Genomic DNA, 15,424 nt, shown 5'->3' with positions numbered 1-15,424 from the left:
TGGCTATGCAACGGCATCTTTAGGGAATTTGGCCGTCAAGATCTTTCCGACAATTGCAATGATATCGTCCATATCAAAAGGCTTGGGCAAAATCATATTAGCTCCAGCCTCTAGCGCCACATCACGACCATCATCACTCGCGGAAATACAGAGGATAAACGTTTTTTTGAGCTGCGGCGTACTGCGGATAAGACGGATCAACTCTTTCCCAGAAAGTACCGGCATATGCAGATCGACAACCACAATGGCAGGCTTTAACGCCATTATTTGCGCAAAAGCCTTAGTACTATCTGTCTCGATAATACTATCCACATCGTTCATCTTAAAAATTAACTCTAAGGTTTTTGCTATGCTGACATCGTCATCACAGATAAATACTTTATTTTGAATCATTAGTTTCTACTTTATTAATTATGCTACACAGCAAGGCCCTCGTCATCTGCTTCTAGCATCTGTAGCGGGATAATCAAATACCCGTCCAAGTTTATAGGAAAATGGATGCATAACAGTATAATAACTTCAAAAAAAAGCTAGCAACTGTAAACGACAGAAATTAAAACACTTACTACACTCAGTATCAAGCCTAAACTAAAAAAAATATATTGTAACACTATTATCACTGTATTATCAATTTTTTATTCTGTCACTATGATCACCTCGTCACTTTGTCACCACATCCTCCGCTAAAAAAAAACTATCTTTACTAGATGATACACGTAACCTGTGCTATAATTCAAGAAGCCGATCACGTGCTAGTATGCCAACGTTCGGTTGCCATGGCACTACCACTGACATGGGAATTTCCAGGCGGAAAGGTCGAAGACGGAGAGAGTAAAGAAGAATGTCTAATACGAGAAATTCAGGAAGAGCTCGGCCTTGAAATTACCGTAGGAAAAGAACTATCCTCGGTAACACATACCTATCCGACATTTGAGATTAAGCTATACCCTTTCTTATGCAGGGCACAGGGCGGATCAATCCGACTGGCCGAACACGCGCAAGCCATTTGGGTTCCATGGCAAACGCTAAACGATTTTGACTGGGCAGAGGCGGATAAGCCCATTGTAGCACAGTTTATGCAACTATGCGCGGAGGGCATCTCGTAATGGAATGAAGAGCAAAAGACTAAAATTGAAAAGAAGCAATATACAAGCATAATTTTGGCATAGCTTTTGCGAAGATATTAGTATTCATAATTTAGGTTAATAATTGGTTAGTTAGTAAAAATCCTGAAGCTCCCCGCTTCAGGATTTTTTTTACACAAAACAATCACACAACATTTAAAACAATTAGGATAGATTTAAAGTTGATGTATGTAAAGATTAGCAAACCCATGATCCAAAAACACTTAACACGCATCAGATGATTATTTTCGGAACAAGAAGCAAAGTATTGCATAACAAGGCAGGCCAAGCTGTAGGAGACTGTGCCTACTGCGGAACCGCCAATGCTATTTTCGGGTACAAACAAATCAGCTATTTCCATATTTTTTGGATTCCTGTTTTTCCATATAAAAGTCGTATCATGACGGTTTGCAATCACTGTCGGCAGGTACGAGAGCAAAGGTCAATCGATCCACAGACGATGAACCAGATTCATCAAGAGGGGCTACCAAAAACTTCACCCGGCTATTTTGCGGGCTTGATCATCTTGCTACTCTTTGTGGGATCCGCGGTGGCAGCAGGCATATCATCATCGATGAATACCGACGATTACCTGGAGACGCCAGCCGTGGGCGATGTATATGAGATAAAGCACGAAGCCAATGGGAAGTCCTACTACACCTTATATCGAATAGCCAAAGTAGGTACCGATTCGATTGTCTTCGCTATAAACGATTACGAAGCAGAGGGACGCAACGGCCTGCGCAAACTAAAACAGCAGCATCATAACAGCTACTCGGAGCAGGTGATAATTGCGCGTGCCGACATTGCGACGATGAAAGCCAAAAGACAAATTGTTGGCATAGACCGTGAATAGCCGATAGGATATGTTTTACAAAAACAGCCCGGGAACAATCCCAGGCTGTTTCTAGCTATATCTTAAAAAATTCGACCTTTATTTTTTAAGAAGCATCTTTACACGCTATCGTAAACGCGTATACTATTGCATTTGCATACCTTCCATAGAATCTTGCGTTTTGTTACGCTTGAACATGTTCATATCCATTTTTCCGAAACGGAACGAGAGATTAAGTTTAACGATCTGTGGATTAGAAAGGCGGTAATACGTTTGCGAAAAACCCTCACCGTAGGAAACGATCGTATTTCCTCGTGTGCGCAGAATATCACTAACCGAGAGGGTAACTGCCGCCATCTCATTTTTCAAGAAGCTCTTTTTGATGGCTAAATCAAGACCATAAAAAGGTTTAATATACCCTTGCGAAGAGCTCTGTGCCTGCGACGGCGGGCCAAAGTTTTGCTGTTGGGTAACAGGCATATTTGTTTTTCCTTGATATTCAAAAGCCAACTGTACCGACCAGTGTTTCTGTAGCGTAAAGTTATTATTCAACTTACCAAACACCGTCCACATAGGGTCTTGGCTATTCTCCTCATCAATATCAATACGCGAATTGTAGAAGTTAAGATCTGCCGTAAGATCCCACCATTTTTTCAGGTTGGTGGTGTACGTGAATTCCGCACCATAGTTTTGGCTGGAACTAGCATTGATGTAGGTATTGATAAAATCCAGGTTGCCCGTGATTGGATTTGTTTCCTGCGACAGGTAGCGCGTGATCAAGTTATCTGTGTATTTGTAATACACGGAAGCCAAGAACGTTCCCTTATTGCCAGTACGGCTATAGCTTAGTTCACCTGAGGTGGTAAACTCTGGAACCAAATCGGCATTACCACGGGTAATGTTCAAACTATCCGTATAATCCACGAAAGGAATCAACTGGAAAAAATTGGGACGATTGACACGGCGCGTAGCGCTGATCTGCACCTGATCTTTATCCGATAATTTGCGGCTCAAGAACAACGATGGGAATAAGTTTAACGGATACCGATTGCTGAATGTTTCGCCTGTATTGAGCAACTTGCCATCGTAGGTAGAGCTCTCTGCCCGCAGTCCCACCTTGTAGGAAAAGAGCTTAGGCAAATCACCAGCTAGCGAGGCATAGGCCGCATAAACGCTGTTGTTGCTCTCATAGTTGGACGAGGCCGAAGAGATATCCCTAAAATCGCTCTCACCAACAGCCTTCAACCGGTTTTCATTGATGTTGGAAATCTCGTTAAGTTGTGCACGCAGACCAGTCTCGAGCTTCATCCCGTTTTTAAACGGCTTGACGTAATCCATCTGTATTGTCATAAACATATTATCGCCGGAGCCAATGTTTTGCTGCACCTGTGTGCCTCCTACTTGACTATTTGCATTGAGGTAGTTGGTCGTGTACAAACCATCCATTTCATTTTTCCCGCCGAAATAATTGAAGTCCGCTGTGAGCTCTTCTCCTTCCGTTGCAAATTTTTGCACCAACCCGGCCTGTAAGCCCCGCGGTTTAAAGCTTCGCTCGGTATTTGCCAAACGATCACTGACCGATGTTGTTCCCTGCGAGCTGTTCACGATATGGGTTTGCTCTTCGGGCTTGAAACGTCCGCCAGCCATAATTCCGGCCAAGGAAAGTGTTGTGCGCTCGGAAAGATCGTAGTCGATCCCCAGACGACCGAAGGTCATCATACCTTTGGTTTTACTATCAATATCTTGCGTGGTGAGCGCATCGATGCCGTTGATTGTGCTTGCGCGCTCGCTATTCCCTTCCGTGTTATTGCGCATACGCATGTTCATGGCCGTCAATGAAAGGTTCACCTTGTTCTGCCGAGCATTGAGGCTGGCCATTAGATTGCTACCGCCAAATCTATCCGCTCCGAGGTTGACTGTCCCGTTGTAACCTGTCTTTTTATTTTTCTTCAAAATGATATTTAGGATACCAGCCATACTGCCCGATGCATCATACTTTGCGGAAGGATTGGTGATGATCTCGACCTTCTCAATGACATCTGCAGGAATTTGATCCAAAGATAGCGTAGTGGGACGCCCATCGACGAAAATTGTAGGCGCAGCATTGCGCAACTTGACATTACCATCAATATCCACCTGTACTGACGGCATATTACGCATCACATCAATCGCTGTTCCGCCAGCAGACACAATATTCTTCTCTACGTTGAACACCTTCTTATCGATGTCGATCTCCAACAGTGCTTTGCGCGCCGTAACGGTCACCTCATCCAACTGTGTGGCATCCGCAAGCAAGGATAAGGTGCCTAGATCTTTGTTGAGTGCGGCATTTAACTTGGCTAGCATGGCGGGGTCGGGAGCCTTGCCCGGCTGCGCTGTGCTATCGGGTTTGGGCATTTCGTAAACAATAGGCATATCTAATGCGGCATATCCGATAGCGCTGATTTTTAAGGTCAGCTTGTCGCGCAAGGGAACCGATGTGAAACTAAACGAGCCGCTAGCGCTAGAGCTTACGCTCTGCAACAGCAGTTCTTTTTCGGTAGCGCTGGCACTATCAACTGTCGTTTTTAAAAGGATAACAGTAGCCTGTGTAACAGGTTTTCCCTGTTCATCGACTATACGTCCCGAAAGTTTGCCCTCGGGCATCATGTTGGCCATGCCACGATTAGCGCCCGGCATTTGGGCATAGGCCCATACCGTCATAACCATAAACAATAAGCTTGATACTATTTTTTTCATATGCTCTTCTTTCATACATATATCCCGAAAAGCCAAAACATAGCAATTCAAGAAACAGTGTAAAAATGAAAAGAGATCTGTTAAATAGCAAAAAACTGTATACCGATACGCATGAAGTGTAGACCAATCGCAGCCAAACGACAAGATACCATTGCGGCCTAGCTATTGCCCGACATGATAGCGAGTAGCTTATCAAGGTATTTTTTACCTACGGGAAGTGTCCCCGCATCGATAAGCAGTTTGCCCGGTTGTATTTTTTTGATCTGGGCACTATTGACGATAAAAGAATTGTGTATACGCACGAAACGATTTTCAGGGAGCTTCTTCTCCATCCCACCGAGGTTGCTCCGCGTCAACAAAGGCCGAGCCCGATTGAGCAAATGGATCTTCACATAGTCTTTCCATCCTTCGATATAGATAATCTCTTCGAACAGCAGTTTTATCTTTTGATATTCTACATTAACCACAATATAGTTGGCCTGCTCTTCGCTGCGCTGTACTTTACGAAGCCGCAATTGATCAACTACCTTTTTTAGCGCAGTAGCCAAACGCTCTTTGCGAATGGGCTTTAGTAGGTAATCTACAGCATTGAGCTCGAAACCTTCCACAGCATACTCATGGTAGGCCGTTGTGAAGATCACCAATGGTGCATTTCTAAGATCACGAATGAAGCGTGTGCCCAGCAGCTCCGGCATCTGTATATCCGAAAAAATAAGATCGACAGCCTGTGTTTCCAAAAATTGAGGAACATCGATGGGGCTACTGAACTTGGCCAGCACCTCGACATCCGGGAAAGCTAGCAGGTCGTCCTCAAGGATGTTCAGCGCAAAAGGCTCATCATCAATCAATATACATTTAATCTTCATCGATAAACAATTGCAAAATGACTTCAAAATATCCCGCATCTTGTTTGATCCGTAGCTCGTGCCGCTGCGGGTAGAGCAAGGCTAGCCTGCGCTTAATGTTGCTGAGGCCGATGCCCTCGTTGGACAGGTTTTTCCCCGGTAATAGAATACGATTGCGCGACCGAAATTGTATGCCACCGGCTATGGGTTTAAAATCAAACTGTATATCTGGAGACGTCTTGCTATCGATACCGTATTTGAAAGCATTCTCCACAAAATGTATAAAGAGCAAGGGATGGATAAGGCTATTCTTCAAACTGTCATCCACTTCTAGAGCAACCCTACCTGATACCGGCAGGCGAAGCATCTGCAGCTCAATAAAGTTGCGTAAATGCTCGGTTTCTTGCCGTAAAGTAACCCGATTGTTTTCAACTTCATAGATAATGTATCGCAAAATTTCGGAGAGCTTCACGATAGACTCTTCCGACTCTTGCGGCGCCTTACGCACCTGCCAACGGATATTATTAAGCGTATTGAAAAGGAAATGTGGACTAATTTGCAATTTGAGCAGATTGAGCTCGGCTGTTGTCTTCTCGAGTTCAATCAATTTGTTTAGCTCTTTCTGCCGAGCCTGCTCATTGTAAAAGAAAAGCATATTGCCTACCACCGTACACAGTAAAAAGATAATGCTGGGGCCAACGAAAATCCGCCAAAAGAAAACGTCTTCCTTATTAACCCGATGAAATTCGCCGCTCGGACTAAAATACACAATGAGGTAGTTCAACACGATATAGGCTGCCCAGCCTAAGGCTATAAAAAGCACGAACTTGTATCGATTTCGAAAAAAATACCTCGGTGCAGCAAAGCGGATGAGTAAATAGAAGGTTGAAGCTAGAAAAGCGATATTCAATACATGGGTAATTGCAAAATAGGGATCAAATGTTTTGATCTTATCCGGCTCATACACATAGGAAAAGAATGGAAATAACAACAGTAAAAACCATATAATGATATGCAGATAGTAGTATTTAAAGAGTTTTCCTAGCATAAGGTCTCCATTCATTGTTTAGATTACGGCGTAAGTGTAAACATTATTTGCAAATAATCAAACAATGAATCTTATATTTCAGTGGTTGTTAAAAGCATTTTTAGCATAAAAGCTCATAATGAAGAAATTTCGGCACAGATCTTGCAGGAATTTTAGTATTCATAATTTAGGTTAATAATTGGTTAGTTAGTAAAAATCCTGAAGCTCCCCGCTTCAGGATTTTTTTTATCTATCGGTGAAAAAGAAAAGAATTTCTTCACCGATTTTTTTACGGCATTTACCGAGAATATGCGTAGATACATCTAATTACCCTCAACTATTGTGCACCCTTAGGCTATCTTTGAATTATCAAACAGCAAGTTAGTGGCTGGTCGGTGTGGAGGAAGAACGCTGTTTTTAAAATGAAAACGTAAAAAATTAAAAATATTAAAACACAAGACCATGAAAAAGACATTAACAACAATCGCCGCAGCATTTATGCTTTTTGTTTCCCTCAACTCATTCGCCACCGTGATTGCCAATCCCTTGAAAGATGTGACATCGACCACGGTCATCAACACTTATCTAGAAGCGACTACCCTAGGTAGCGTAGCATTGAACAAATTTTTGTTTGCCGAGGATTTTGAATACCGCAACACGGCCAACGGTGATAAGTTTAGCAAAAAAGAATACAGCAACTTCTTGAAGAAGCACAAAGGTGTTCAATTCGACTGTAAAACAAGCTACGAAATTTTGGATCAGAGTGGACAAGCATGCGTTGCAAAAGCAACGATGGTTTTTGAAAACTTCACCCGTGTAGACTATATTACACTTAACCAAACTGAAGAAGGATGGAAAGTCAGCAAAGTGGTAACAAGTTATCCAGCACAATAACGAACGTTTATATACATCAAAAGCCCAATTTAGGTGGGCTTTTGATGTATTAATACTCGTTGGAAACGAGAAGATGACAAGACTACTTACTTCAACGTTACGTCAAGATACACGGAGTGGCGCCCGTAGGTATCGTAGAAAGGCTTGTAGACAACATCATCTATGCTAAACTCCAATTTTGTAGGGTCACCCTGTATCGCTTTTCCAATATCTTGGGCATCGAAGGTAACCTTGCGCCAGTCTTTGCGCGCCTCGGGCTCTTGCGCCGCAAGCAATATCGGGCCGTAGAATAAACTTGCAATGTTAGGCTGATCCATCACCGGATCTAGATGAAACTGAAAAGGCATCTTCAAGTCGAGCACATCTCCATCTTTCCATTTACGACTGATCTTTAAGTAGCTTCCCGGTACAGCGGCTACTTGCTGTACTTTACCATTGATGGTAACCGAGAAACCCTTGGTGGCCCAAGCCGGCACACGTACATGCACATCAAACTTGCCGCTTCCTTTAATGGTTAATCGGGTTTCGTCGGCTTTCGGAAAATCTGTTGTCTGTTTTATGCTGACACCACGTTCAGCCCAATCTAATGTGGATGGAATATAGAGATTCAAGTATAAAGCCTTATTGTCTCTGCTCTTAAAGTAAATAGCATTTTGAAGCTTCGTACTGCTTTCAATAGCCGTACCGTTACAGCAAGTAAAACCAGTCATGTGCGGATTTCCAAATTGCTTGATTGCCCCAGGGCGAAGTGGAACATGATAGGTGTTTGCCGGGCTATCTTTAGCTACAGATGCCAAAATATGATTATACAACCCGCGTTCGTAGTAGTCCATCAATTCTGTACGTTGGTCAAAAAGAAACAGGTTACTGGTTAATTTCAACATATTGTAAGTGGCACAAGTTTCATTTTGACCTCCCACAGAAAAACCATTCTCATACAAAGTGGCAGGCTGGCTGATGAAGCATTCCGCATTAGCGGGATTGCGTGCACCAGCAACACCACCGATGCTGTACATGTAGTCGTTAACCGCTTTGTACCAAAAGTTATCGGCCACTTTATAATAATCGGGGTTGTTAGACACACGGTACATCTCCATACTACCTACTATCTGTGGAATATGCTGATTGGCATGTAAGCCTCGAAATGTGTCCACATTCTTGGCCAGTCCGTGCGAGTGATCAGCATCACCATAGAACATTTTGATATTATCAAACAATTGGGCGGTCTTCAGGTAGTTCTCCTCTTTGGTGATGGCGTAAAGGCGAGCCATGGATTCATTCATTCCGCCAAATTCGCCTGCAATGTAGGTGTTCCACATCTTAATGAGGTTTTCAGTAGGCACTTTACTCAAGCGCGCATAAACCCAGTCGCCCATCCCCGTCGCTACATCTAACGCTTTCTTGTTTCCACTAACCTCATAAATATCAATCAAACCGGCTAAAATTTTGTGCAGGGTGTAATATGGTGCCCACACTTGGTTTTTCTGTCCGCCATATTTAGCTCCTTGCTCCAACATGATAAACTGATCTGGTGGATAGGCACTGATAAACCCTTCACCCCAATTCCAGTAATCGTTACGGATGCCTTCTTGGCTGAGATCCGAATCGTACTCCGTTTTTCCAGGGCCAAAAGGAACCGCCGTAGGATCGGCAACAGCAGCGCCGCCAGCCTGCTGTGGTTTGCCTGCCAACTGAGATAGCTCAAAAAGCGTATTCACCATATACTCCATTTTCTGAGCAAAATTGGCCTGCAAGGTTTTATCATAGCCAGTACTAGCATAAGCCTGCGCGATAGCCGTTAGGTAATGCCCTGTAGCGTGGCCGCGTAGTTTAGTATCTTGGCTATCCCATACGCCTAGAGGCGATGCACCTTGCGGCTGTGGTTGACCAAAAGCATGCCTAAACATGTACAAAAAGGAATTAGGATCAGTTTTCGCTAAGGTAAGCACGAACTTATCACGGTTTTCAATAAACTTCGTATCGTGATCGTGCATATCGTTGTCCAACGATACCTGATCGAGCTGAAAGCTGGCTAACTTGGAGATTGGCGTTGTCGATTTGCTGCTGCCGCGAACGGTAACAATAGCCTTTGGCTTCAAATCGGTTCCTGGAACACGCCCCACAACGGTGTAGCGCCCGGCGCTGAGCACCTCATTGTTGTCTGTGGGGGAAGGCCAGATTACCCGCACCTTCGGTCCTACCATGCCATCGCGGTAGCTGCCCTGCACGTAGCTAGGTAATCGCGGCAACTCACCTACGTTAGTTTCTACGGACACATCGGCAACCTCCTGTAGGTAGGCGTTGTACAACTGCGCCTTAGTTATTGGGAAAGTTGGAAGATCATCCTCCGTTTTTCCCATGTGTGCTGTATCTTCATGCAGATCCTTCAAGGAATTGTAGTAGATGCCTGCAATTTGCTTGCGTGTGAGTGGCACCCGGTAGATCCGAAAATCATGCAACAATCCCGCTAGCGTTTGATCGCCTGCTGTCAACGACCTGCCGATAAAAAGTTGGCGTTTTGCACCGGATTGACCAAATACATCCGCCAATTCCAAGGAGGCATTCTTCGCTTCAGCGACCTGCTTTCCATCGATATAAGTTTGTATAGCTTTCGAAGGAATATCAATTACAATGGTTAAATGCACCCATTTATTGATACTTACAGCAGGTGCTACAGCCGAATAGATGCGCTGGTCGCTGGCCGACACCACGGCTTGATATCCGGCCTGCGAGGCAGATCCAAGTGGGGTTGCAAAGAAGTGTTTCGATGCCGATTGACCAAAGTCAAAAAAATATTGTCCTTTTTTATCGACGCGCAGGTTTACCCAACCTGTAATACTAAGCGATTCCAAGTCCGTCAATGCTTCGGGTGGTAGCAGCACGTAATCAGTTTGTCCGCCAGCGAGTGACAAGACCTTTCCAAATTGCTCATCCTGCACAAACGAAGGTTGTCCAGCAGCCAGTTTACCGTGCAGATTATTACGGGACCAATCTTTAAGATCACCGTCAAACACATACCGCGCAATCATGCCCGTCTCACCAATGCCGTCCAATATTTGATCTCCACTTTGCGCTCTAACGGCACCGGCACTAACCGTTAATAAGGCAGCTGTGACGAGGAAACACGATATTTCATTGAAACCTTTCATAAATAGATAATTCACTGTTTTATAATTAAGGATAAAACTAGCGAGATTATCTGTGTTTAGATACGTCTATTTTAGCTAACTATCACAGGATATTAACAGGAATCAATTTTACGCCAATTAGCTCATAAGGTAGCGGCTCGTGATATCGCGAAGAGGTGTTGAAGAGATCATCTATCGAAAAAACGTCTTCATTCCGTCTCCGAATAAGAAATCGGTTCACTAGTCATTTCTCACAAAAATCTGAACGTATTTGGGTACTAGATACCGAGATCCGACAGGCTAACGTCAATCCAACGGTAGCCCCAATTACAATTGCGAGACACCGATGTCGCGCAACATATACTTCAGCCGTTGGGTGCTTTTTAGCACGTTTTTTTGCTCGCTACTCAGCAATATCAAGGTGCCATTAAAAACAAAAGAAGGCTCTCCGGGATAAACGACATCCCAAGGTCTTCCATCAGGCGTGCTGTTTAATGCGCCACACAGCACATCAGCAACACCGGCCAGCCACCACAAATCGGGCTGCTTAAAAAAGATAAGCTTATCGTGATTGACTTTCAGAAAATGAAAAAGAGCCTTTGCACTAAGTTTCTCCGAAACAATAAGATACGGCTTCCCACTTCCGATCATGGCACGCTCCACCTCTATCTCCACGCGTTCTTTTTGCGAAGCATCACAACAAAACAAGTAATTATGCCGCACAAAGGGGAACTTTAATTTCGATAAAATATGCGAAACTTTCCATTCTAAGGGTAACGCTTCGAATTCCTCCCGATACTGTTTTAGTCCAATTTTCTCCATCGATTTCCTTTTAAGTTCATCAACGCCACAGCAGATAGACGTTAAATTGAGCGCTAGGAAAGCACTCCATTAAGCCACTGAGAACGAATGAATAACAACATCCCGACGCTTCAGCTATTCTCTAATTTGAAAGAATGCCCGAATATATAAAATAAGTATTATTTTATTGAAAATAATTTCAATATTCAACAGAAGTACCTGTACAAGGCACTTCAAGGCCATATTTGACGAGGGGAAACGTAACAAGAACAGCAGGAGTGCCGACCGTTGCCTATCCCAATACCTGTTTCAGATCGGCGATTAGATCTTCCCAATCTTCAATGCCAACAGACAGCCGCAACAAATTATCGACAACGCCTACCTTTTCTCGCGTTTCTTTAGGAATGGAGCCGTGGGTCATGCTAGCGGGATGATTGATAAGCGATTCCACTCCTCCAAGCGACTCGGCCAAGGTAAACACCTGAAACCGTGAAGCTATGCGAAAGGTTTCCTGTAAATCGGCATCGCGCAGGACGATGGAAATCATTCCGCCAAAATCACGCATCTGCTTTTTAGCAAGATCGTGTCCCGGATGATCGGGAAAACCCGGCCAGTAAATTTTTTCTACTTTTGGGTGATCTTTCAGAAATGAAGCTACTAAACGTGCATTTTCACAGTGTGCTTTCATGCGTACGTGTAAGGTCTTTAGTCCGCGAAGAGCCAGAAAGGCATCTTGTGGCCCCGGAGTCCCTCCTACTGCATTATAATAAAACCACAGTTGCTTATAAAGGTCCTCGTCGTTCAGCAGCAAAGCGCCCATGACAACATCGGAATGTCCATTCAAATATTTCGTTGCCGAGTGCATCACAATATCGGCACCTAAGTCTAACGGATTTTGTAGGTATGGCGAAGCAAAGGTATTATCGACAACGTAAAGCACGTTATGTTTTTTTGCGATAGTACCTATGGCCTCTATGTCGGCAATTTTCAGCGTTGGGTTGGTTGGGGTTTCCACCCAAATTAGTTTCGTTTTTTCGGTCAGTGCGTTTTCCAGCTCCGCGGGATCGGATGTATTGACAAAAACGAACTTGATCCCGTAGTGCGCATACACTTTCGTAAAAATGCGGTAGGAACCTCCATACAAATCATCTCCAGTAAGCACTTCATCTCCCGGCTTCAACAGGCGCAACACGGTGTCCGTGGCGGCCATGCCACTGGCGAATGCCAAACCAAACTGCGCGTTTTCCAATGCCGCTAAACAATCTTCCAAGGCTTTGCGCGTCGGGTTTGTTCCACGAGAATATTCAAACCCTTTATGTTCGCCAGGTGAAGCTTGCTTATAAGTGGATGTTTGATAAATCGGGGTCATAACCGCGCCCGTTGTTGGATCGGCTTCCTGCCCTGCATGTATAGCTTTCGTTGCAAATTTCATGTTGAAAATTAAAAGTTAAAATTAAAACGTCAAAATCCCTTAGTAACGTAGCGACCGACCAGTGTTTCACTTCCCTGATCCGGGTAAGTTGGGTATAAGCAAAACACTTAGTTTCCCACCCTTCATTCTCAAATTTAACCAAAGAAACTATCTTTTACAAGCCAACTATCAAGTTAAAAGGAATTATGGGCATAAAAAGCTGATAAGAAAAATAAGGCATAATTAGCGCGAGAACCTCGATGATCACCGCAGCCGATACGATCAGAAATCTAGCGGTGAAGGATAAACGAAGGTATAGTCAAGAACTTGGCGGATCTTATGGCTAGAAACATGTTTCTGAAAGCATTCTTGATCATCAAAGGCTACCGGTGGACGGAATCCGTACTTCGCTGCAGAAGCCAAGATCACCTCTTTTTTGCTGGAGGACTCCGGTGTAACAAGATTGTAGCAGGAGCCCGACAACTGATTTAGAAAACCTAGCTGTATTAAGTTAAGTACATCGGTTTGATGAATAAAATTTGTGCACTGCGCACCCGTTGTGCAAACTTTATCCTGAAAATATTTGGCAAAGATGCGTTGTCCTCCAAACAAACCGCCTAAACGATAAACAATGGTATGGGGCAGCCCCTGCATACACACTTCAGCAGCGAGCAACTTATTGTCTCGCGCATCGAGGATCGTTTCCTCCGTAAAATCGCCATCTCTATCGGGATACACACCAACAGAACTCAAAAAGATGTGCTTTCGGTAGACCAACTGTTTCAATAACGCCCTTGCAGCCTCAAATCGAGCTGTAAGCACTGACCAATCGAGACGCTTTACCGCCGGAAGGCTATTCAATACAAAGTCGATGTGCGAAGGGAAATCAGATTGATCGATAGGTTCATCAAAGTTAGCCTTGATAGCAAAAATACCAGCGGCTTGCAACCGCTGGTATTTTTCGGAATTGGTCGTTGTGGCATACACCTCATGTCCTTCCGACATCAGTCTATTGGCCAAAGCTTCGCCAATCCATCCACAACCCAATATTAAGATTTTCAAATTTATATCTTTTTACAGCGCTTCCCTTGAAAGGAAGCCAGCTTGTTAATAGGCTTTCGCGAACAATACGCGCTGCGTTGAAGGCTTGCCGGTAAAGATACATACTCCATCTTCCTGCTGCGCATCCAACGGAATACAACGAATCGTTGCCTTGGTTTCCTCTTTTACACGCTTCTCCGTCTCTACCGTGCCATCCCAATGGCAAGAAATGAATCCACCTTTATTTTCCAAAACATCTTTGAAGGCTTCGTATGAATCCACCTCTGTGATATGAGAATCACGGTATTGCAAAGCTTTTTGATAGATGTTTTCCTGAATAATATCCAGCGTATTCTCAATAATGACAGCCAACCCTTCCTGCGCAACGGTTTCTTTGGTTTGCGTATCGCGACGTGCTAACTCCACCGTTCCATTCTGTAGGTCTCTAGCACCAACAGCAATGCGCAGTGGCACCCCCTTGAGCTCCCACTCGGCAAACTTGAATCCCGGACGTTGCGTATCCCTGTCGTCATACTTGTAGGATATATCTTTCTGCTTGAACTCGCGAATCAACTCATCGACAAAACTATCGATTTTTGCTTTTTCTTCGTCGGTTTTGTATATCGGCACAATGACCACTTGAATAGGTGCCAACTTAGGAGGAAGGACAAGTCCTTGATCATCAGAATGAGCCATAATCAATGCGCCCATCAGTCGTGTTGACACGCCCCACGAAGTAGCCCAAACATGCTCTTGCTTTCCTTCTTTAGAAGTAAATTTCACATCGAACGCCTTCGCGAAATTCTGCCCCAAGAAGTGTGAGGTCCCAGCCTGCAGTGCCTTTCCATCTTGCATCAGTGCTTCGATACAATAGGTATCAAGGGCGCCGGCAAAGCGTTCATTTTCGGTTTTGCGTCCGCGGATAACCGGAACAGCAAGGATTTTCTCTGCAAATTCCGCATAAACGTCCAACATACGTTCAGACTCTTCTACTGCTTCCTCACGCGTAGCATGTGCAGTGTGGCCTTCTTGCCATAGAAATTCTGCCGTCCGAAGAAACAGACGTGTACGCATCTCCCAGCGGACAACATTCGCCCATTGGTTCACCAATATCGGTAGATCCCGGTAAGATTCTACCCATCCTTTATACGTATTCCAAATGATGGTTTCAGATGTCGGCCGAACAATCAGCTCCTCTTCCAACTTAGCGTCTTCATCAACGACAATATTACCGGATCCATCATTTTTCAAACGATAGTGTGTTACCACTGCACATTCCGTGGCAAACCCCTCTACGTGTGCCGCTTCTTTGGAAAAAAAAGACTTGGGAATAAATAAGGGAAAATAAGCATTGGTATGTCCTGTTTCTTTGAATCGTTTATCCAAAATGGCCTGCATCCGTTCCCATATACCGTAACCGTAGGGTTTAATGACCATACAGCCGCGTACCGCCGAATTTTCGGCCAAATCAGCCTTGATCACTAAATCATTATACCACTGCGAATAGTCCTCACTCCGGCTTGTTATTCCTTTTCCCATGTATGTAAATAAATATTTTTATAACAAAATGTGTAATTTT

Annotated in this window: 12 protein-coding genes; 3 read left to right on the top strand and 9 right to left on the bottom strand. The window is 44.1% G+C overall.

What is annotated here, in order from left to right; genetic code table 11:
- Positions 1-3 precede the first annotated feature (3 nt).
- On the bottom strand, positions 4-393 hold the full coding sequence (locus SCB77_RS18095) for a response regulator (RefSeq protein WP_320183401.1): 390 nt from the start codon (positions 391-393) through the stop codon (positions 4-6).
- A gap of 314 nt (positions 394-707) precedes the next feature.
- On the opposite strand from SCB77_RS18095, the gene SCB77_RS18090 reads away from it, so the two are divergent.
- Together SCB77_RS18090 and SCB77_RS18085 are read left to right on the top strand one after the other, a co-directional pair.
- Positions 708-1,106, top strand: a complete 399-nt coding sequence (locus SCB77_RS18090) for a (deoxy)nucleoside triphosphate pyrophosphohydrolase (RefSeq protein WP_320183400.1) — start codon at positions 708-710, stop codon at positions 1,104-1,106.
- A 256-nt stretch (positions 1,107-1,362) separates the two neighbouring features.
- Positions 1,363-1,980, top strand: coding sequence for a zinc ribbon domain-containing protein (locus SCB77_RS18085; protein ID WP_320183399.1), 618 nt, complete (start codon positions 1,363-1,365; stop codon positions 1,978-1,980).
- Positions 1,981-2,103: 123 nt separating this feature from the next.
- Here SCB77_RS18085 and SCB77_RS18080 read toward each other — a convergent pair whose 3' ends face one another.
- The 3 genes from SCB77_RS18080 to SCB77_RS18070 form a co-directional block, all read right to left on the bottom strand.
- Complete coding sequence (locus SCB77_RS18080; RefSeq protein WP_320183398.1) at positions 2,104-4,698, bottom strand: TonB-dependent receptor domain-containing protein; 2,595 nt, start codon at positions 4,696-4,698, stop codon at positions 2,104-2,106.
- A gap of 158 nt (positions 4,699-4,856) precedes the next feature.
- Entirely contained in the window at positions 4,857-5,564 is a 708-nt protein-coding gene (locus tag SCB77_RS18075; RefSeq protein WP_320183397.1) for a LytR/AlgR family response regulator transcription factor, read from the bottom strand.
- Positions 5,554-6,606, bottom strand: coding sequence for a sensor histidine kinase (locus SCB77_RS18070; RefSeq protein WP_320183396.1), 1,053 nt, complete (start codon positions 6,604-6,606; stop codon positions 5,554-5,556). The genes SCB77_RS18075 and SCB77_RS18070 overlap by 11 nt, the downstream gene beginning before the upstream one ends.
- A 426-nt stretch (positions 6,607-7,032) precedes the next feature.
- Here SCB77_RS18070 and SCB77_RS18065 point away from each other — a divergent pair, with 426 nt between their 5' ends.
- Entirely contained in the window at positions 7,033-7,464 is a 432-nt protein-coding gene (locus SCB77_RS18065) for a nuclear transport factor 2 family protein (protein WP_320183395.1), read from the top strand.
- 86 nt (positions 7,465-7,550) lie between these two features.
- Here SCB77_RS18065 and SCB77_RS18060 read toward each other — a convergent pair whose 3' ends face one another.
- The 5 genes from SCB77_RS18060 to proS form a co-directional block, all read right to left on the bottom strand.
- On the bottom strand, positions 7,551-10,628 hold the full coding sequence (locus SCB77_RS18060; protein ID WP_320183394.1) for a beta-L-arabinofuranosidase domain-containing protein: 3,078 nt from the start codon (positions 10,626-10,628) through the stop codon (positions 7,551-7,553).
- 291 nt (positions 10,629-10,919) lie between these two features.
- Entirely contained in the window at positions 10,920-11,414 is a 495-nt protein-coding gene (locus tag SCB77_RS18055) for a hypothetical protein (RefSeq protein WP_320183393.1), read from the bottom strand.
- Between the two features lie 271 nt (positions 11,415-11,685).
- The gene (locus tag SCB77_RS18050) at positions 11,686-12,825 is read right to left on the bottom strand and encodes a cystathionine gamma-synthase (protein ID WP_320183392.1); all 1,140 of its coding nucleotides are present in this window, start codon (positions 12,823-12,825) and stop codon (positions 11,686-11,688) included.
- A gap of 261 nt (positions 12,826-13,086) precedes the next feature.
- A complete protein-coding gene (locus SCB77_RS18045; protein WP_320183391.1) occupies positions 13,087-13,866 on the bottom strand; it encodes an NAD-dependent epimerase/dehydratase family protein in 780 nt (259 codons plus the stop codon).
- A 45-nt stretch (positions 13,867-13,911) separates the two neighbouring features.
- Complete coding sequence (proS, locus tag SCB77_RS18040) at positions 13,912-15,384, bottom strand: proline--tRNA ligase (protein WP_320183390.1); 1,473 nt, start codon at positions 15,382-15,384, stop codon at positions 13,912-13,914.
- Between the last annotated feature and the right edge of the window lie 40 nt (positions 15,385-15,424).

It is taken from the genome of Sphingobacterium bambusae (assembly GCF_033955345.1).
In the GTDB taxonomy this organism is placed as follows: domain Bacteria; phylum Bacteroidota; class Bacteroidia; order Sphingobacteriales; family Sphingobacteriaceae; genus Sphingobacterium; species Sphingobacterium bambusae.
The sequence above is the reverse complement of the archived record's forward strand: the minus strand, read 5'-3'. Positions and strand labels throughout refer to the sequence as shown.

Coding starts and splice junctions, on each gene's coding strand:
- SCB77_RS18095 (WP_320183401.1), bottom strand. CDS start 393: ATGATTCAAAATAAAGTATTTATCTGTGATGACGATGTCAGCATAGCA.
- SCB77_RS18090 (WP_320183400.1), top strand. CDS start 708: ATGATACACGTAACCTGTGCTATAATTCAAGAAGCCGATCACGTGCTA.
- SCB77_RS18085 (WP_320183399.1), top strand. CDS start 1,363: ATGATTATTTTCGGAACAAGAAGCAAAGTATTGCATAACAAGGCAGGC.
- SCB77_RS18080 (WP_320183398.1), bottom strand. CDS start 4,698: ATGAAAAAAATAGTATCAAGCTTATTGTTTATGGTTATGACGGTATGG.
- SCB77_RS18075 (WP_320183397.1), bottom strand. CDS start 5,564: ATGAAGATTAAATGTATATTGATTGATGATGAGCCTTTTGCGCTGAAC.
- SCB77_RS18070 (WP_320183396.1), bottom strand. CDS start 6,606: ATGAATGGAGACCTTATGCTAGGAAAACTCTTTAAATACTACTATCTG.
- SCB77_RS18065 (WP_320183395.1), top strand. CDS start 7,033: ATGAAAAAGACATTAACAACAATCGCCGCAGCATTTATGCTTTTTGTT.
- SCB77_RS18055 (WP_320183393.1), bottom strand. CDS start 11,414: ATGGAGAAAATTGGACTAAAACAGTATCGGGAGGAATTCGAAGCGTTA.
- SCB77_RS18050 (WP_320183392.1), bottom strand. CDS start 12,825: ATGAAATTTGCAACGAAAGCTATACATGCAGGGCAGGAAGCCGATCCA.
- proS (WP_320183390.1), bottom strand. CDS start 15,384: ATGGGAAAAGGAATAACAAGCCGGAGTGAGGACTATTCGCAGTGGTAT.